The organism is Streptococcus sp. ACS2, from assembly GCF_000525585.1.
GTDB lineage: Bacteria > Bacillota > Bacilli > Lactobacillales > Streptococcaceae > Streptococcus.
Genome location: NZ_JALT01000028.1, coordinates 22,723 through 40,767 on the forward strand (window position 1 = coordinate 22,723; position 18,045 = coordinate 40,767).

The following is an 18,045-nucleotide window of genomic DNA, read 5'->3' on the forward strand; positions in this document are numbered from 1 at the left end:
AGGCATTTTTTTAAGAAAAGACTTTTTTGAGTACTTCTCCTACCGTCGTGACCCCAATGATCTGGATACCTTCTGGAATCTTCATGCCATGAAGCGAATTTTTAGGAGCATAAATCTTAGTAAAACCTAATTTAGCAGCCTCATTAATACGCTGTTCAATGCGAGTTACTCGGCGAATCTCTCCAGTCAACCCAATTTCTCCTATGAAAGCTTCTTGTGGATTGGTTGGAAGCTCCTTGTAACTAGAAGCAATCGCAACGGCTACAGCAAGGTCAATAGCTGGCTCGTCCAATTTGACACCACCAGCCGATTTGAGATAGGCATCTTGATTTTGGAGAAGAAGGCCACAACGTTTCTCTAAAACAGCCATAATGAGGCTGACACGGTTAAAGTCCAGTCCCGTCGTTGTCCGCTTGGCATTACCAAAGACGGTTGGTGTCACCAAGGCTTGAACTTCAGCTAAGATAGGTCTGCTACCTTCCATTGTCACAACAATGGCAGAACCTGTGGCACCGTCTAGGCGTTCCTCTAAGAAAACCTGGCTAGGGTTTAGCACTTCTACCAAACCACCAGACTGCATCTCAAAAATCCCAATCTCATTGGTTGAACCAAAACGGTTTTTGACTGCTCGTAAAATACGGAAGGTGTGATGACGTTCCCCCTCAAAATAGAGTACCGTATCTACCATGTGTTCCAACATACGTGGTCCAGCCAGCTGTCCCTCCTTGGTCACATGCCCAACAATAAATGTGGCAATGTTATTGGTTTTGGCAATCTGCATGAGTTCAGCAGTGACTTCACGAATCTGAGATACAGAACCTTGAACGCCAGAAATCTCTGGACTCATGATGGTCTGAATAGAGTCGATAATGAGGAAATCGGGTTTTATGGCCTCTACTTGACTGCGAACGGCTTGCATATTGGTCTCAGCATACAGATAAAATTCGTTATCAATATCACCTAAACGTTCACTCCGCAATTTGATTTGCTCGGCAGATTCTTCTCCAGATACATAGAGGACCGTACCCTTGTTAGCCAGTTGCGTTGACACCTGTAAGAGGAGGGTTGATTTCCCTATTCCTGGATCTCCTCCAATAAGAACCAAACTACCCGGAACCACACCGCCACCTAAAACACGGTTAAACTCATCCATGTCAGTCTTTATGCGAGCATAATTGATTGAGGATACTTCTTTTAATTTAGTTGGTTTAGACTTTTCACCCGTCAAACTGACACGGGCATTTTTCACCTCCTGCACCTCAACCTCTTCTTCAAAAGAGGACCAAGAAGAACAGTTGGGACAGCGCCCTAGATATTTGGGTGAATTGTAGCCACATTCTCGACAAACAAAAGTTGATTTTTTCTTTGCTATGATAATTCTCCTTATACGATTACTCCGACAGAATGCCACTTATGCAATGTTTTTTTAAATTTCTTCTGGTTGGCAACTCCGACAGCGGACAAATCGACAGAAACCTGATAATTCTCCTTGACAGCTGCCAAAACGGAAGCCTTAACACAGCCATTGCCATCTACCCCTATAAACTCTATGCTTTTAGCACCGTTTCCCTCTAAAAAATCTTTTAAATCTGGATTAGTAAAGCAAGAAGCCCGACGCTTCTCAAAGATACGAGAAGATACAAGCAGCAAGCCGGTCGCAAATTTCTTCTTTCTATCTTTTCTCTCCCAGAAAAAACGATTGAGAATATAGATAACCCGGTCGCTGGGATAGCTAGCAATTTTGTCATTTACAGCTGCAGTCAGTTCTTCATGATATGCTTTTCCTACAGCAACATAATCTGACTGCATATCTACAACTAATAAATAGTCTGCCATATTCTTTCTCTATTTCCCTGTCGATCCGAAACCACCTGTACGAACACCGTCAGCTTCATCTCCATCTACAATTAAGAAGGGCATAAAGACACCTTGAACGATGCGTTCGCCGACTTCAAGAGTCACGGGCTGATCAGTAATATTTTTCATCTGGGCGAAGATGTGACCCTCATTCCCTGGATTTCCATAGTAATCGCCATCAATAACCCCCACAGAGTTGATCAAGACCAGACCTTTTTTGCGAGGATTAGAAGAACGATCATAAAGATAAAGCACCTCACCCGCTTGCATATAAGCCTTGACCCCAGTTGGGACGAGGACGATTTCTCCTGGTGCAATCACTGTGCGCTCTGCCACCTTTAAGTCGTAACCAGCTGCATGGGCTGTCTCCCGTTTTGGAAGCAAGTCCTGATTGGTATAGGTTGATACAAGTTCAAATCCACGAATTTTTGTCATTATTTTTCCTTTCGATACATCTATAAATTAATTCTTGTAAAACTAGCCATGCTAGCTTCAGACTTTTAAATCTATCCTATTATAATCTATTCGAAATAAGATGACAAAGGTAATAGTCTAATCACTTTCTCATTAAACGAAGATTGACTTTTAACCAGGAAAACGCTAACATAATAATAGATATAATACTTTTAAGGAGAATTGTCATGAAATTCATCGGACTTGTTGGTACGAATTCAAAACGTTCAACTAATAGACAATTATTGCAATATATTCAGAAACATTTTGCAGATAAGGCAGACATCGAACTTGTTGAAATCAAAGACCTCCCTGTCTTTAACAAACCCGCTAACAAACAATTGCCAGAAAGTGTCCTTGAAATCGTTAAAAAAATCGATGAGGCTGATGGGGTTATTATTGGAACACCTGAGTATGACCACTCAATTCCAGCTGTTCTCATGAATGCTTTAGCTTGGGTCTCATACGGTGTTTTCCCTCTTTTGAATAAGCCTGTTATGATTACAGGAGCATCTTATGGAACTCTAGGAGCTTCTCGTGCACAGCTACAACTTCGTCAAATTTTGAATGCTCCAGAAATCAAAGCTAACGTGCTTCCAGACGAATTCTTGCTTTCACATTCCCTTCAAGCTTTTGATAGCAACGGCGATTTAGTTGACCTCGATGTCATCAAAAAATTAGATGCTATTTTCGATGACTTCCGTCTCTACGTCAAAATTACTGGTAAACTCTCACATGCTACAGAGTTATTACATAAAGAAGCTGAGGACTTCGACTGGGAAAGCCTATAAGACAGGAGAATAGAAACTATGAAATTTGTTGGACTCGTTGGAGCAAATTATGATCAATCATACAACCGTAAACTGCTCGAATTTATCAGAAGACATTTTAAAATTAAATTTGAACTTGAAGTTTTAGAAATTGATGAAGTCCCTATGTTTAACCAAGATGAAAAATGGGATGAAAGTTTCCAACTTCGCTTACTTAATAACAAAATTACACGCGCTGACGGTGTCATCATTGCAACACCTGAGCACAACCACACTATCTCTGCAGCACTTAAATCAGTATTAGAGTGGCTATCATTCGAAGTGCACCCTTTTGAAAACAAGCCTGTAATGATTGTTGGTGCTTCATACTACGACCAAGGAACTTCACGTGCCCAAGTGCATTTGCGTAAAATCCTTGAAGCGCCTGGTGTTAATGCTTATACACTTCCAGGTAATGAATTCTTGCTTGGAAAGGCTAAAGAAGCTTTTGACCTTGAGGGGAACATTACTAACGAAGGTACTATTAATTTCCTTGAACAATGCTTAGACAATTTCATCCAATATGTAGGAGTGGTTTCTAAATTGAAAAAACCAAAACCAATTGAACCTGAAGACTTGGATTGTAACAACCCAATCGCTACAACTGTTACCGAAGTTGATCCTGACGATCCAGAGTGGGTAGAAAAAGTAGCTGAAATCACTGGTGCGGTATCTGGTGATACCTACGTGAAATTGGACCACGGTATTTTGACGGTTAATCAAATTGACATGTTCCTCAAGGCTATGCCATTTGAATTGACCTATGCCGATGACAACAACCAGTTCCTCTACTACAATAACGCCCATCAAGATCCTGATACTATGTTCGCCAAACGTGTACCACCTCAATCTGGTAGCCGTATGTCAACTGTTCACGGCTCACTTCCACCAGCTCGTATGAAAAATGTGGAATGGGTTATTGGTACACTGCGTAATGGTAACCAAGAATATGTTCGTACGATTGTTCCAGGGTCACCTGAAGGAGTTATTAATACGCATAACTATCAGGCTATGTACTATGATGATGGTTCTTATGCAGGAATCAATGAAATCGTCTTTAACTTTAAACCATGGCTTGACTGGTATCTCGAAACAACTGGTCAACGCCTTGTCGGAGGAAGCGGTCCTTTTGCACCAGCTGCAGCTAGTCATGGCGGTAGCGACGCCACATCTGGTGCATCAGATGCGGGTGGTCATGGTGGCGACGCAGCCCCAGCCGCAGATGCCACATCTGGAGCATCCTCATATTAAGACTTGGAAAAGTTGGGACAACTGTCCTGACTTTTTTTCATGGTCATCCTAGATTAAGTTTCACTCGAGCTTGCGCATCTGCCATGCTCCATGCCACATATTTTAGAGGTAAACCTATGTCTCAATTTCAAGAAAAAGTATTCGCTGCTTGTGCTAAAAAAGAGGCGCTCTTTAACGAAAGTCTAGGGCGCTATGCCTTGCGTTCTATGCTTGCAGGAGCTTATCTTACCATGTCGACTGCTGTAGGAATTATTGGTGCGGATGTTATCGCTACAGGTATTCCAGCCCTTTCTCGTTTTGTTTTTGCCTTTATCTTTGCCATCGGACTGGTCTTCGTTCTCATATTCAATGGAGAGTTGGCTACTTCAAACATGATGTTCCTGACCAGTGGTGCCTATTATGGTAAAATCAAATGGAGCAAGGTGTGTACCATCCTCCTCTACTGTACCTTCTTTAATTTTGTCGGTGCCCTTATCTTGGCCTGGTTCTTCAACCAATCCTTCTCTTTCCAACATTTGACTGACAAGAGCTTCTTAGTTACTGCTGTCTCAACCAAGCTTGGAAAAACAGATTGGATGAACTTTACAGAAGGTATTACAGCGAATATGTTCGTTAATATTGCCATCTTGGGCTACATGCTCCTCAAAGAAGAATCTGCTAAGATTTTCATTGCGCTATCAGCTATCTTCATGTTTGTATTTTTAATTAATGAACACTTGATTGCTAACTTTGCCTCTTTCATGTTGCTCGGTTTCAACGGTGTGCGTGACGCTGTGGATAATTTCACTTTGGCAAATATTCTACGTCAGTGGATAGTCGTTTTCTTCGGCAACTGGATTGGCGGAGGTATTTTCATTGGTTTGGCATACTCTTGGCTCAATAAAACTAAAACACCTCACATTGATTAGGAGACCTCATGCGTCAAAAGACATTCATCAAACAAACCAGTCTAGCTATTCTACTCTATTTTATTTGCCTAGCCTTTGCAGTTGCCATTGATTTAATCTTTTTCAAAGTCAAAAATATGTATCATACACCTGCTTTAGCGGCTATCTTTGCAGGTTGGGTCTATTTGGGGCTTATCAGAAAAACTAAACAATTTGGAGCTATTACCTGTCTGGGTATCTTTATGTCCCTCTTCTTCTTTGCCTCTGGGCACTTTGTTCTAGCCTTTCTTCCTAGCTTTTTAGCCGGCCTTGTCGCTGATTTTCTAGCTAAGAAAGGGAACTATGAGAATAATAAACTTAATCTACTCTCCTATATGATTTTTTCCCTAGGGAACTTAGCACCCATTATCACCATGTGGCTTGCGCCCAAAGCTTATATCGCACAACTCCTGGCCAAAGGGAAAACTCAAGATTATGTCAATCAAGTTATGGTTCCCTTTACAGGCAGTCATATCTTAATCCTGATTGGAGGAACGCTCATGGCTGCCCTCATTGGAGGCTACATTGCCCAAAATTGGCTGAAAAAATAAATGGCCATCAGCCTTCCTAACAGAGAGTACAAGACAAACATGCTTTTCTTATGTTATAATGAGAAAGAATACAGTCTTTTTCTACTTTGTTATAAAGGACCTAAAGGGAGACCTAATGATGAAAAAACAAAAAATCGCTGTCTTGGGCCCTGGTTCATGGGGAACTGCCCTTGCTCAGGTACTCAACGACAACGGACACGAGGTTCGTATTTGGGGAAACATCCCTGAACAAATTGATGAAATTAACGAGAAACACACCAACACCCGCTACTTCAAGGATGTGGTTTTGGATGAAAACATTAAAGCCTACAAGGAACTGTCTGAAGCCCTTGATAGTGTTGACGCTGTTCTCTTTGTTGTTCCAACCAAAGTTACTCGCTTAGTTGCTAAACAAGTTGCCAAACTTTTGGACCACAAAGTTGTTGTCATGCATGCTTCAAAAGGATTGGAACCCGGAACACACGAACGTCTTTCAACAATCCTTGAAGAAGAGATTCCTGAGAAACTTCGCAGTGAGATTGTTGTCGTATCTGGTCCAAGCCACGCTGAAGAAACTATCGTTCGCGATATCACTTTGATTACAGCAGCATCTAAGGATCTTGAAGTGGCACGCTATGTCCAAGGCATTTTCAGTAATAATTACTTCCGCCTCTACACCAATTCAGATGTGATTGGTGTTGAAACAGCTGGTGCTCTTAAAAACATTATCGCGGTAGGTGCAGGTGCCCTCCACGGTATGGGATATGGGGACAATGCTAAGGCAGCCGTTATTACTCGTGGACTTGCAGAAATCACTCGTCTTGGTGTGAAACTCGGTGCTGATCCTTTGACTTACAGCGGTCTATCTGGGGTTGGTGACCTTATTGTTACAGGAACTTCTATCCATTCACGTAACTGGCGTGCTGGGGATGCGCTCGGTCGTGGAGAAAAACTAGAAGACATTGAACGTAACATGGGAATGGTTATCGAAGGTATTTCAACCACAAAGGTTGCCTACGAAATCGCCCAAGAACTCGGTGTCTACATGCCAATTACAACAGCAATCTACAAATCTATCTATGAGGGTGCTGATATCAAGGAATCTATTCTCAATATGATGTCCAATGAATTGCGCTCTGAAAATGAATGGGATAAAAAATAAAAATCTAAGGAGTTCTCATGAAGAATCAAAAAGTTAAAAAAGCTATCATCCCCGCTGCAGGACTCGGGACACGCTTTTTACCAGCTACTAAGGCCTTGGCCAAAGAAATGTTGCCAATCGTTGACAAGCCAACCATCCAATTTATCGTTGAAGAAGCCCTCAAATCAGGTATTGAAGATATCTTGGTGGTTACTGGTAAGTCAAAACGTTCTATCGAAGACCACTTTGATTCAAACTTCGAGTTAGAATACAACTTGGAACAAAAAGGTAAGACAGACTTGTTGAAATTGGTTAATGACACCACTGCTATCAACCTCCACTTTATCCGTCAAAGCCATCCGCGTGGTCTTGGAGATGCAGTTCTTCAAGCCAAAGCATTTGTCGGAAATGAGCCATTCGTTGTCATGCTTGGTGACGACCTCATGGATATCACTAATGACAAAGCAGTACCTTTGACTAAGCAGCTCATTAACGACTATGAGGAAACACATGCATCAACCATTGCAGTTATGCCTGTACCTCACGAAGAAGTTTCTTCATATGGTGTCATCGCCCCTCAAGGCAAAGGCGAAAATGGACGTTATAGCGTTGAAACTTTCGTTGAAAAACCAAATCCAGAAGATGCACCAAGTGATCTTGCTATCATCGGACGTTATCTTCTAACACCTGAAATTTTCGGTATTTTGGAAACTCAAAAACCAGGTGCTGGAAACGAAGTCCAACTGACTGATGCCATCGATACACTTAACAAGACACAACGCGTCTTTGCTCGCGAATTTACTGGAAACCGTTATGATGTAGGTGACAAATTCGGATTCATGAAAACGTCTATCGATTACGCACTTAAACATCCTCAAGTTAAAGATGACCTCAAGCAATACCTCATTGACTTGGGCCACAAACTTGAAGGCAAAGCAGCTAAAAAAGACTAAAATAAAATCCATCGAACATAACATTCGATGGATTTTTCATATGACTTAAAAATAAGTGAATCCTAGAAGAATCAGCAATAGTAAAATATAGGTTAAAAGAGCTGTAGAACGCCAGCCTCTACTAAATAAGCGACTTTCAACCTTGTTGGCCAAAAAGATAGCTGCAAGAGCACCTCCAACTAAACCACCGAGATGGCCAGTAATCCCAACACTAGGTGTAAAAAGGTTGAAGATTAAGTTAATAACAATCAAAGCCAAATAATTACGGCCTAACTGATTAAGCAAGGGGCTGTGACTGTAATAACCAAGAATCACAACAGCCGCAAAAAGTCCAAACAAGGATGTCGAAGCACCAGCTGCAATAACATTAGGCGTAAAAAGTAAGGTAAAGGCATTTCCCATAACACCCGCTAACAAATAAAGCCCTAGAAAACGTGGAGTCCCAAAAATCTGCTCAGCCATTTTCCCCATAAAGTAAAGAGCAAGCATATTAAATAGAAAATGCTCAACACCTATATGCACAAAAATTGGTGTTACAAGACGCCAAAGGTTCAAGGGACTGTACTGAACAAACGCACCGTACATAGCTCCCATCTTAAAAAGGCTCAAAGGCGAAGTCGCTTGAAAGCCATTTAAAAGATATTGACAGATAAAAGTCAACGTCGTAAGCCCCAACAATAGATAGGTTGCTGGGTATTTTTTCCACTCATTTACTGGCATGTGACGACCTCCTTAACAGGAATATCATAGCTGTCTGGTTGAAAATCATGTTTCTGGCAAGGATAAACCGTACTAACTGTATCCCCTTCAAAATCAGACAAATAGCGATCATAGTAACCTGCTCCGTAACCAATGCGATAGCCTTCATCATTGAAAACTACTCCTGGCACATGAATCAAATCAATCTCTGATTTTTCCACAGCCAAATCAGACGCAGGTTCCATCAAGCCAAAAGAGGTTGCAATAAGATTATCTGGATCATAATCCACAAAAATCATTCGACCTTGTTTATATGTTTTAGGAATCAAAAGTCGTTTACCATCCTTTAAAGCCTGATTGATTAAAAGACTGGTATCATATTCATGAGGAAAAGACAAATAAGTCGCAATCACCTGAGCCTCTTTATAAGCAGGTAAGGCAATCAATTGCTCCAAAAGATGTTTATCTATCTTAGCCTTAGTCTCAGGTTCTTGTGAAGTTAATTGAGCCAAGACTGTTTTTCTAAGTTCATTTTTCATAGGTTTATCATATCAAAAAATCTACCAAAAGTCAGACTTGGTAGATTTTTTAGCTTTATCGACTCTGATTAGGCTTCTGCCTTGTGTTTAAGGAATTTTCCAATTTCAGCCACTGCAAAAGCGAGGGCATCTTCGTTTGGACTCATCTTAGGATGGTGAAGTGCATATGGCGTGTCGATTCCCAACCAGAACATGACACCTGGAACTTTACTAAGCAAATAACCAAAATCCTCTCCAGTCATAGCCGGTGGACAATCAATCAGGTTAACTTCTGGGCTAGCATCAAAGAAGGCCATCAACTCTTTAGCCAAGGCTGGATTATTTTCCACAGGAAGATAACCACCTTGTTTCAACATGATATCCACTTCCATACCAAAGCTAGCTGCTACACCTTCTGCAATCTGGCGCACGCGCTTCTGGATGAGGAGACTCATTTCCTGAGTAAGGGTACGAATAGTTCCATAAACCTCTGCAGTTTCAGCGATAACATTATTAGTAGTTCCTGCATGGAAAGAACCAAAGGTAACTACCCCACCCTGAATAGGGTCAACATTACGACTGACAATCGTTTGCACTTGAGTAATAAAGTAAGAAGCTGCTACAAGAGCATCATTGGCCTCATGTGGAAAGGCCGCATGTCCACCTTTCCCCTTGAAAGTAACGAGGACTTCACAAGTCCCAGCAAAAAGGGTACTTGTGTTAGTCGCAATATCACCTACCTTGAAATCTGGACGGACGTGGAGGCCATAGAACTCATCTGGCAACCAATCTCCAAAGGCACCATCTTCATACATAAGCATACCACCAGCTTCATTTTCTTCGGCTGGTTGGAAGAGGAAGAGCATGTTATTTTTAGGCTGTACTTGAAGCATCTGGTCCAAAAGACCAAGTGCTGTGGTCATGTGCATATCGTGTCCACAAGCATGCATACGACCTTCATGAGTAGACTTGAAGTCAAGATCTGTTTCCTCTACGATTGGGAGGCCATCAATATCTGTACGCCAACCAATGGTTTTTTCAGGAGCATGCCCGTGAAGATAGACAAGAATTCCTGTACGCCAAGTACGTTGCTCCACAAAGTCCTTCCCTTCAGTTATTTCGGCAATACGCTCTAAGAGGTAAGCCTGAGTTTTAAATTCTTCCAAACCAATTTCAGGAATTTGGTGAAGGTCTCGTCTGATTTTAATTAAATCAAGTGTCATGTTTTTACCCTTTTTATTGTCTTATTTTATAGAGAATCTAGAAATAGAGGCCTTACAGGCCTCTACTATCAATATGTTACAAGTTACGCAAAGCGTCTTCGAGTGCTGTTTTTTGTTGTGTTTTTTCATCGATTTCCTTGATGATACGAGCTGGAACACCAGCTACAACCACATTTTCAGGAACATCTTGAGTAACGATAGCTCCAGCAGCAACGACTGAACCGTTACCAACTTGAACACCTTCAATAACAACAGCATTAGCACCAACAAGGACGTTGTCACCGATACGAACTGGGTCTGCTGAAGCTGGTTCAATCACACCAGCAAGGACCGCACCCGCACCGATGTGGCTGTTTTTACCAACAGTAGCACGACCACCAAGGATTGCGCCCATATCAATCATAGTACCAGCACCAATTTCAGCACCGATGTTGATAACAGCACCCATCATAACAACAGCATTATCTTCGATAGTTACTTGGTCACGGATAATAGCGCCTGGTTCGATACGCGCATTAAGGTGACGTTTATCAAGCAATGGAACAGCTGAGTTACGGCCATCTTGTTCCACAACATAGTCCTTGTTTTCAGTCAAATTCGCAAGAAGTGGTTCGATATCTTTCCAGTCTCCGAAAAGAACATTACCAAGCTTAGTGACAGAAGCTGGAACAGCAGTTGCCAATTCCCCTTCAAAAGTTACTTTAACATTCGTTTTCTTTTCAGCATTACCGATAAAAGCGATAATTTCTTGTGCAGACATTTTTTGTGCAGTCATGAGATTCTCCATTCACATAAAGTTAGGAATTATTATACCAAAAATTCTGATAATTGTCTTTGCTTTTGCCAAATAGAGTGTATTTTTATGTAAAATTTGTCTTTAGAGCCTCTATGTCAGTAATCACTCGATCTGGTTTGATTGGGGAATTCTCCAACTCTCGACGAGAATAAGGGAAGGTATTCAGCAAGATACCATCGATCCCAACTGCTTCAGCCACAGCAATATCAGTCGTCAGGTCATTTCCCACCATGACAGTCTCAGATGGCTTTAACCCATGATCATCCAAAACTTGCTTTAAAAATTCAGGTTGAGGCTTACAGATACCCACATCCGAAGACAGGTAAATGGCATCAAAGTAAGGTCTTAACTCCATTAAGTCAATCTCAGCATTAGTAAAGGCTGCTTGTGCATTAGACAAGAGATAGAGACGACAGCCCTGCTCTTTTAGAAAGGTCAAAACCTCCTTGGTATGCGGATAAGCTAACAACTGCTTACGAGATAAGACGCGAAATACCATAGCTATCAGTTGGCCCCAATCTTCTAGCTGATTATGGCAACTAGACTGAGACCGACCATCTACATAAAGCTGGTTGAAAATGTGAGCTAAATCAACTTCTGGATAAGCAACTCCTTTAATCTCTATTAACTCCTTACGAGTCTGAGCCACACGCTTAGCATAAGATTTTTTAAGACCTTCACCCTTATAATCCGCCCCATAAGCTTGGTAAAGTTGGGCTAATTTATCCCATAACACAGGATCCTTCTCATCGGTTAGGATATCAACCAAGGTACCATAAAAATCAAAAATGTAGTTCTTATAGGCTCTATTTTTCATCACTTTTTACCCATTACTGAAACTTTCTTACTTATTGCTCCCATCATACACCTTTTAGGAAGACCAAACAAGCTAACTGAGATATTTTCCCATCAAAAAAATCCCAACGACTGTTAGGATTGCTTATCATCTCTAATACGACCAATCAGCAGCTCTCCCGCAACGGTTAATTGCGTCACTGAAGTCAAGTCCAAAGTATCCTTATTGGCATGGAAGAAAAGAGGTGTCATCTCAGCAAATGTTTGAACATGCTCTGATGGCATAGACCAAGTCTTAGCAATCGTCACACGCTCCAAAAGCTCACAAGACTCTTGAAAATGTTCCAGAACATCCTGGTTAGAATAAGCCTGCGCCTCCGGTAACAGTTGACGAAACTCTTTAAGATGATCTTCGTGAGGAATAACCTTGAAAATCAAGCCATGATCAGACAAAAGTCTTCCAAATTCTTGATAATTAGCTGGTGAAAAGATATCTAAAATGACATCGATACCGTGTTCACGTAAGGGCAATTGAGCCAAATCACCAACAAACCAAGCTACGTTTTTCTGAGGATTTTGACGAGCCGCAAGAAGGATAGAATCCTTAGACAAGTCAAAGGCCATGAAATCCTTGTCAAACTCTTGAGCCAACTGACGGCTATAATAGCCTTCACCACAGGCAACATCTAACACGTGCGAGTGTCCAGGAAGGTCACGCAAGCGCTCTGAAATCACCTCCAGGATAGGATCGTAATAGCCTGCTGCAAGAATCTGACTCCTCTTTTCAAAAGAAGCCATATCATAGTGCTTATCTCCCTTAGTCTGTCTCAAAAAATTGACAAAGCCCTGCTTGGCAATATTAAAGGTATGCCTATTCTGACAAACCAAGCTAGACAAATCCAAATGCATTGGCGCCTGACAGATAGGACAAGCAAAAAGACTCTCTTGATCTTTAAAAACACTAAATTTGGCCATAAATCCTCCTCGACACAAAAAAAGAGCACACACCTGAAATCGCTTAGGGCTGCTGGATTCCTCCCCTGACCCGCTTCACGCACAGATGTTGCTCCGAAAAATATTATACCATAAATCGAAGTGATTGCAAGTAGAGAACTTATGATAAGACTAGCTAGTCCTATTTCCTATCATTCCCTATTATTTCCTTCGGTCAGTCTAAACTTCGATAAAACATAAGACTTACCATGGTGACATTTATGTCACTACTTTTTTATTTCTCGACACCTTATAATAAATCCATAGCTTGAGGAAAGCACCAAAAGCTAGTGACATGGCTGACTTTATTGAAAGGAGAAGTCATGTTTAACATATCTCTTAACTTATGGTGAGAGGGTACGAGATTTTAAAACTCACCAAAAATAAAAAAGGAGAACAATAATGACTAACAAAGAAATGAACACTTCTGATTTAGCCTCAGTAACAGGAGGCGGATGGAAGACTAACCTTGCCGTTGGAGGGCTCTGCCTAGCTTCAGGACCTATTGGAACTATGATTTGCCTTGGTGCCTACAACGGCTACATGGACTCTGCACGATAAAAAGAAAGGACATATGAATAATGACTAAGACAATTAACAATCGTAAACACATGACTACTCAAGAACTTGAAGCTGTATCAGGTGGAGTGGTTCCTTGGATGGCTATTTCTGTTGGCATGGCTGCTGCAAAACTGACTTATGACCTTAGCTATGCTGCGGGTAAATCTTTCTATAACCTCACCCACTAACTAACAAAACTCACCTGATATCTCAAAGATTTTGAGGATGATAACTCATGAAACATACCATAAATCGAACAAATGATACTACTACTAATCAATCACCTAAAATGAATAACTATTTACTCGTAAAAATAGCTTTAGCTGGAATTATCAGTAGCCTACTTCTGATACTCCTAATCAACCTTATCTTTCATATACGATTAGGAACACCAATTATTGATACTAATTTGAAGTCCGCTTTTGGTACTCTGATTCTCTTTATGCCTATTTTTCTTCTAACAAGAGAGAAAGAAAAAAATAAAGCATAGAAAGAGTGACTTAAACTGTCTTCAGGAAAACAAAAAGACTCATCTTCTATTAAAAATGCAAGTCCCTTTAGACTTGCACTTTTGTTTACATATCTTGCATTGTTTCCAATTTAGCCAATCGTTTGGCTTCTTTTTTGCGTTCACGACTCTGGCGGAAGAAGTCTTGCATAATCTTAGCACACTCCTCCTCCATGATACCGGTCTCTACTTCTACGCGATGATTGAGACGCTCGTCTCGTAGGATATCGTAGAGGCTGCCCGCACCACCAAACTTTTGATTACTTGCTCCATAGATAACTTTAGGAATACGAGCCAGGCCGATGGCCCCACTACACATGACACAGGGTTCAATGGTCACAAAGAGGGTACAATCTAACAAACGCCAATTGCCCTCGGCCCTATTAGCCTCCTGAATAGCCATGACCTCCGCATGCATAATAGCTTGATTGAGCTCCTCACGTGCATTGTGCCCACGACCGATGACTTCGCCATCTTTAACGATGACACAGCCAATTGGGATCTCTGCTTTATCTAGAGATTTTTCGGCCTCCTTAAGAGCTTCAGACATAAAAAAGTCTTTCTCTTCTTGGGTAAAATCAAGCATTAGTATCACTCCCGTTCCAAGATTTGCGAGATATTATCTCGCTTAGTCCTTCTATTATAGCATAAGAAAATCAATACCAAAGATCTCCATTTTAAAGGACACAAAAAAAGCTAAGACGAATCATCCTAGCTTCAAACACATTAGTCTGGTGAGTCTTAGGAATCACACCAATGTGTTCCCCCAAGGCTAGACGAAAAGTCAACGACCGCTTAACATCCTAAGTCATATGTCAGTCGGAGTGTCATAGTCAATTGTCTGTGAAATCAATTATGGACCTGTGGCCTCACAACAATAAACAAAAATGCAACTGCCTCAAACAATTGCAAGGATAGTGTTCTAGTTGTGATATTTCACACTTTCCTTCCAAACAAATAATGCCTACTATAAAAGTAACTTTTATAGCTTTTTCCTTACCCACCTATAGTTTATCACGAAACCTCTATCATTTAATTTAAAAATCGGTAATAAAACAATGATATAAATGAGAAAGAACTGTTAATTGTGTACACTGTTTTGGCTAATTAACCAAATAGCAAAAAACCATGTTATAACTGCATTTTAAGGTTTTTCGAATAACTTTCTCTACTCTATCTATACTTTTAAACCCCTATCATCCTAAGTCTTATCTAATTTTACTGTTTATTAGTCTAACAGGTGTTTAATGTTTTATCTCCAACAATTCTTCAAAACAAGGTATGGAACAAGATAATGATTTTTTTTGGAGAGGTGGCTTCAAAGATAGGAGACCTAGATAGCTAGACAAAGGATAAACTAGAAGGGAAGTTCTTCTTCCAAGACGAGGTCAGCCAAGTCATTGTCAGGATTATTTTCCCTAACAGCACGCTGAGCACGACTCTCCAGAAGTTGGAAAGAGGAACAAAGCACCTCAGTAACGTAATGGGTTTGGCCATCCTTATCGTACTTACGGGTACGAAGCTCACCATCAAGAGAAATTAAACTCCCCTTGCTGGCATAAGAGGCTAAGGTCTCAGCCAAACGCCCCCAGACAACCACTGTAATAAAGTCAGCCTCACGCTCACCATTTTGCGTCTTATAGCGACGATTAACCGCAACTGTGACACGTGTAAAAGACCTATCGCTAGCAGTCTTAACCATTTCAGGGGTAGCTGTCAAACGTCCAATTAAAATTACTTTGTTATACATTTTTTTACCTCCACCTATCTATTCGTAAGAGGAAGTAAAAAATAGATTATTTTAAATAGCTTTACAGATTCCTTTGAGAGTATCCTTACTAACACTCCAGTCTACATACCCAAATTGTCCTAATAATCCTAGTAAATAGAAGGTTATTACTTTTCTAGTAATACTGCTCTCTCAGATATTTTCATTACAAAAGTTGAGTTTTAAATTTTCTCTACTCGTTTAACTAACTCAACGTTTTTGAACTACAATTTCCCATGAAGCAGGGCCGACTTGTTCAAAGCGCGTCACAGGATAATCATTATCTGCAGCCCAGTTTGGTATACTTTCCGTTGCTTGCGTACAATCGAAAGCTATCAACAACTCATCACCTGTAGCTAATTCAGCCATTTTTTTCTTCGCATCAATCAATGGGAATGGACATACCAATCCACCCGTTTCAAGTTTTATCAAAGCCATATGATATTCTCCTCTTAATTTTTGTTGGGTTTTACAAAGATAATATAGGAAGCCGTCCAAACACCTAAAATAGTCACTGGTAAAGCAATCCATCCCTTACTAGAAAAAATTGCTGTAGCTGTTAAACCATTACCAATCGTACAGCCACCAGCCCATGAAGCACCGATTCCCATAAAAATACCCCCTAGTGTGCTCTTACCGATGGTTGACAAGTCTGGCAAGCGCCAACGAAACTCTCGAGAACCCTTTGCAGCAAGAAAGGAACCAAGAAAAATCCCCAATACAAGAAAAACACCCCAACCAAGCTGTTTACTATCACCTGTAATAATATAACTAATTAGATGTGCTGATGGAGTTGTAATCCCTAACCCTCCAACACGACCCGTCAACTGACTAGCAGGCCAAGCAATAAAAGCAACAAGACCTATTAGAAGTCCTGCAAAATATTTATGGTAAGTTTTCTCAAAAAGATAGTGTCTCACTCCCTTATATTTTGATGGAAGCGTAGCAATCTGACGTCTGGGCTTACGTAACTCTCGAATGACAACAAAACTTGTTATAGCTACTAAGAAAACAAGAAAATACCAAACCGGAATTCCTAATTGACCAGCTAAATCATCATTAATTACCCATCGCTTGGCTATTAATTGATTCAAAGGAACAAGAAATCCTGATTTCATAGCTGCTGCACTTGTCATATAAAAGAATAGTGCAACCCAACTACCTAGGAGACCTTCACCGGCACGATACCACGTTCCTGTGGCACATCCCCCAGCAAGAACAATTCCAATACCAAATAGATAGGAGCCCACAATTGCTCCTAACACGGAAAATTCTTCATAAGGGTTTCCAATAATACCTAATTTAATCAGGGAAAGTACTCCTATACTTTCTACTGTGATTGCAATAAGAAAAGCGTAAAATAATGTATTATTACGTGCAATGTACATGTCTCGGAAACCACCAGTCAAGCAGAATCGAGTTCGTTGCAAAATGAATCCAAATATCAGACCAATGAGCCCACCAGAAAGAACAGTCGTAAGCATAAGTACCTCCTAAAGTAAATGTTGATTACATTTTAAAAAAAATTTTGTAACTTGCATAATCTTTCTTTTTTATGATTAGCTATAAACTTTCTTTATGACAAACAAAAAAACGGCTTATTTACCGTTTCTTGTCTTATTTACCCTTTCCAGTGTTTGGCTGGATCAAAAGCCTCACCAACTACTGCTGAATCATCAAGTTCAATAATACCACGTTTTTGTGGAGCATTTGGAAGTGCCAACTCACGTGGGGCACACATCATACCATAACTATCTTCACCACGAAGTTTTCCTGGGAAGATAAGGGCACCGCTAGGCATCATAGCACCAGGAAGGGCTACGATAGTTTTAAGCCCAAGCGCTGCGTTTGGTGCTCCTGCAACGATTTGGACCTTCTTATCACCAATGTTCACTTGGCAGATGTTAAGGTGGTCACTGTCTGGATGTGCAACCATTTCATCAATTTGTCCAACCACAAAGACTGGTCCTTGTGTGTTTTCCAAACGCTCTTCAAAGCCCTCTTTAGCCAATTCCTCGTTCAAAACAGCTACATCTTGGTCTGACAAGAAAACTTGACCGTTACCTTCGATATCAATGAGGCTTGATGCTTCAAAAATATTCCAAGCAAGAGTCTTGCCTGTTTCATCAGCTGTGACACGCGCCACCTTACCTTTACGTTCTACGCTACGTTTGATGTCTTTAGTATCTTCCAAGATAACCAACAAAACGTCGCCAACTTGTTCCTTATTGTATGCAAAAATCATGGGTTCTCCTTCAATAGTT

Annotated in this window: 23 protein-coding genes and 1 other RNA gene; 9 read left to right on the plus strand and 15 right to left on the minus strand. The window is 40.8% G+C overall.

Going from position 1 to position 18,045, the window contains the following annotated elements; translation table 11 throughout:
- Window positions 1-10: 10 nt before the first annotated feature.
- Genes radA through HMPREF1517_RS05875 form a run of 3 tightly spaced genes read right to left on the minus strand, consistent with a single transcriptional unit; the run spans window position 11 to window position 2,292 of the window.
- Window positions 11-1,372 (minus strand): DNA repair protein RadA, encoded by a 1,362-nt coding sequence (radA, locus tag HMPREF1517_RS05865; RefSeq protein WP_084639283.1) that lies wholly within the window; start codon window positions 1,370-1,372, stop codon window positions 11-13.
- A gap of 11 nt (window positions 1,373-1,383) precedes the next feature.
- Entirely contained in the window at window positions 1,384-1,836 is a 453-nt protein-coding gene (locus tag HMPREF1517_RS05870) for an isochorismatase family protein (RefSeq protein ID WP_002891974.1), read from the minus strand.
- A 9-nt stretch (window positions 1,837-1,845) separates the two neighbouring features.
- Window positions 1,846-2,292, minus strand: a complete 447-nt coding sequence (locus tag HMPREF1517_RS05875) for a dUTP diphosphatase (RefSeq protein ID WP_002886985.1) — start codon at window positions 2,290-2,292, stop codon at window positions 1,846-1,848.
- Between the two features lie 206 nt (window positions 2,293-2,498).
- On the opposite strand from HMPREF1517_RS05875, the gene HMPREF1517_RS05880 reads away from it, so the two are divergent.
- The 6 genes from HMPREF1517_RS05880 to galU all read left to right on the plus strand — a co-directional run bounded on the left by HMPREF1517_RS05880 (window position 2,499) and on the right by galU (window position 7,920).
- Window positions 2,499-3,101: an NADPH-dependent FMN reductase gene (locus HMPREF1517_RS05880; RefSeq protein WP_002886986.1), complete on the plus strand. Its 603-nt coding sequence runs from the start codon at window positions 2,499-2,501 to the stop codon at window positions 3,099-3,101.
- An 18-nt stretch (window positions 3,102-3,119) separates the two neighbouring features.
- Window positions 3,120-4,370, plus strand: coding sequence for an NAD(P)H-dependent oxidoreductase (locus HMPREF1517_RS05885; RefSeq protein ID WP_002885631.1), 1,251 nt, complete (start codon window positions 3,120-3,122; stop codon window positions 4,368-4,370).
- 116 nt (window positions 4,371-4,486) lie between these two features.
- Window positions 4,487-5,278: a formate/nitrite transporter family protein gene (locus HMPREF1517_RS05890; protein ID WP_037600086.1), complete on the plus strand. Its 792-nt coding sequence runs from the start codon at window positions 4,487-4,489 to the stop codon at window positions 5,276-5,278.
- 8 nt (window positions 5,279-5,286) lie between these two features.
- The gene (locus HMPREF1517_RS05895; protein ID WP_037600087.1) at window positions 5,287-5,847 is read left to right on the plus strand and encodes an MptD family putative ECF transporter S component; all 561 of its coding nucleotides are present in this window, start codon (window positions 5,287-5,289) and stop codon (window positions 5,845-5,847) included.
- Window positions 5,848-5,965: 118 nt separating this feature from the next.
- Window positions 5,966-6,988 (plus strand): NAD(P)H-dependent glycerol-3-phosphate dehydrogenase, encoded by a 1,023-nt coding sequence (locus tag HMPREF1517_RS05900; RefSeq protein ID WP_037600088.1) that lies wholly within the window; start codon window positions 5,966-5,968, stop codon window positions 6,986-6,988.
- A 17-nt stretch (window positions 6,989-7,005) separates the two neighbouring features.
- Entirely contained in the window at window positions 7,006-7,920 is a 915-nt protein-coding gene (gene galU, locus HMPREF1517_RS05905; RefSeq protein ID WP_037600089.1) for a UTP--glucose-1-phosphate uridylyltransferase GalU, read from the plus strand.
- 45 nt (window positions 7,921-7,965) lie between these two features.
- On the opposite strand, the gene HMPREF1517_RS05910 is transcribed toward galU, so the two are convergent.
- From HMPREF1517_RS05910 to ffs, 7 genes are all read right to left on the minus strand, one after another.
- Window positions 7,966-8,640 carry a rhomboid family intramembrane serine protease gene (locus tag HMPREF1517_RS05910; RefSeq protein WP_037600090.1) on the minus strand — a complete coding sequence of 225 codons (675 nt, stop codon included), beginning with the start codon at window positions 8,638-8,640 and terminating at the stop codon, window positions 7,966-7,968.
- Window positions 8,631-9,158 (minus strand): 5-formyltetrahydrofolate cyclo-ligase, encoded by a 528-nt coding sequence (locus HMPREF1517_RS05915; RefSeq protein WP_037600092.1) that lies wholly within the window; start codon window positions 9,156-9,158, stop codon window positions 8,631-8,633. The genes HMPREF1517_RS05910 and HMPREF1517_RS05915 overlap by 10 nt, the downstream gene beginning before the upstream one ends.
- Window positions 9,159-9,226: 68 nt before the next feature.
- Window positions 9,227-10,360, minus strand: a complete 1,134-nt coding sequence (locus tag HMPREF1517_RS05920; protein ID WP_037600093.1) for an N-acetyldiaminopimelate deacetylase — start codon at window positions 10,358-10,360, stop codon at window positions 9,227-9,229.
- Between the two features lie 76 nt (window positions 10,361-10,436).
- A complete protein-coding gene (gene dapD, locus HMPREF1517_RS05925) occupies window positions 10,437-11,135 on the minus strand; it encodes a 2,3,4,5-tetrahydropyridine-2,6-dicarboxylate N-acetyltransferase (protein ID WP_002886999.1) in 699 nt (232 codons plus the stop codon).
- A gap of 85 nt (window positions 11,136-11,220) precedes the next feature.
- Window positions 11,221-11,973 carry an HAD family hydrolase gene (locus tag HMPREF1517_RS05930; protein WP_037600094.1) on the minus strand — a complete coding sequence of 251 codons (753 nt, stop codon included), beginning with the start codon at window positions 11,971-11,973 and terminating at the stop codon, window positions 11,221-11,223.
- 113 nt (window positions 11,974-12,086) lie between these two features.
- Entirely contained in the window at window positions 12,087-12,926 is an 840-nt protein-coding gene (locus HMPREF1517_RS05935; protein ID WP_037600095.1) for a putative RNA methyltransferase, read from the minus strand.
- 14 nt (window positions 12,927-12,940) lie between these two features.
- Window positions 12,941-13,026, minus strand: an RNA gene (ffs, locus tag HMPREF1517_RS10290) — signal recognition particle sRNA small type.
- Between the two features lie 320 nt (window positions 13,027-13,346).
- On the opposite strand from ffs, the gene HMPREF1517_RS05940 reads away from it, so the two are divergent.
- From HMPREF1517_RS05940 to HMPREF1517_RS10785, 3 genes are read left to right on the plus strand one after another with little or no spacing between them, the layout of a single operon-like run.
- Entirely contained in the window at window positions 13,347-13,505 is a 159-nt protein-coding gene (locus tag HMPREF1517_RS05940; RefSeq protein ID WP_002892000.1) for a class IIb bacteriocin, lactobin A/cerein 7B family, read from the plus strand.
- A 20-nt stretch (window positions 13,506-13,525) separates the two neighbouring features.
- The gene (locus HMPREF1517_RS05945; RefSeq protein WP_037600096.1) at window positions 13,526-13,693 is read left to right on the plus strand and encodes a class IIb bacteriocin, lactobin A/cerein 7B family; all 168 of its coding nucleotides are present in this window, start codon (window positions 13,526-13,528) and stop codon (window positions 13,691-13,693) included.
- Between the two features lie 47 nt (window positions 13,694-13,740).
- Window positions 13,741-13,995, plus strand: a complete 255-nt coding sequence (locus HMPREF1517_RS10785; RefSeq protein ID WP_002892006.1) for a hypothetical protein — start codon at window positions 13,741-13,743, stop codon at window positions 13,993-13,995.
- Between the two features lie 85 nt (window positions 13,996-14,080).
- Here the strand turns inward: HMPREF1517_RS10785 and tadA are convergent, their stop codons facing one another.
- The 5 genes from tadA to ytpR all read right to left on the minus strand — a co-directional run bounded on the left by tadA (window position 14,081) and on the right by ytpR (window position 18,026).
- Complete coding sequence (tadA, locus tag HMPREF1517_RS05955) at window positions 14,081-14,599, minus strand: tRNA adenosine(34) deaminase TadA (RefSeq protein WP_037600098.1); 519 nt, start codon at window positions 14,597-14,599, stop codon at window positions 14,081-14,083.
- Window positions 14,600-15,370: 771 nt separating this feature from the next.
- A complete protein-coding gene (locus tag HMPREF1517_RS05960; protein ID WP_002885697.1) occupies window positions 15,371-15,763 on the minus strand; it encodes a single-stranded DNA-binding protein in 393 nt (130 codons plus the stop codon).
- Window positions 15,764-15,991: 228 nt separating this feature from the next.
- Window positions 15,992-16,219, minus strand: coding sequence for a sulfurtransferase TusA family protein (locus HMPREF1517_RS05965; protein WP_003095911.1), 228 nt, complete (start codon window positions 16,217-16,219; stop codon window positions 15,992-15,994).
- 14 nt (window positions 16,220-16,233) lie between these two features.
- A complete protein-coding gene (locus HMPREF1517_RS05970) occupies window positions 16,234-17,265 on the minus strand; it encodes a YeeE/YedE family protein (RefSeq protein WP_037600100.1) in 1,032 nt (343 codons plus the stop codon).
- Between the two features lie 137 nt (window positions 17,266-17,402).
- Complete coding sequence (gene ytpR, locus HMPREF1517_RS05975) at window positions 17,403-18,026, minus strand: YtpR family tRNA-binding protein (RefSeq protein WP_002885779.1); 624 nt, start codon at window positions 18,024-18,026, stop codon at window positions 17,403-17,405.
- Window positions 18,027-18,045: the final 19 nt, after the last annotated feature.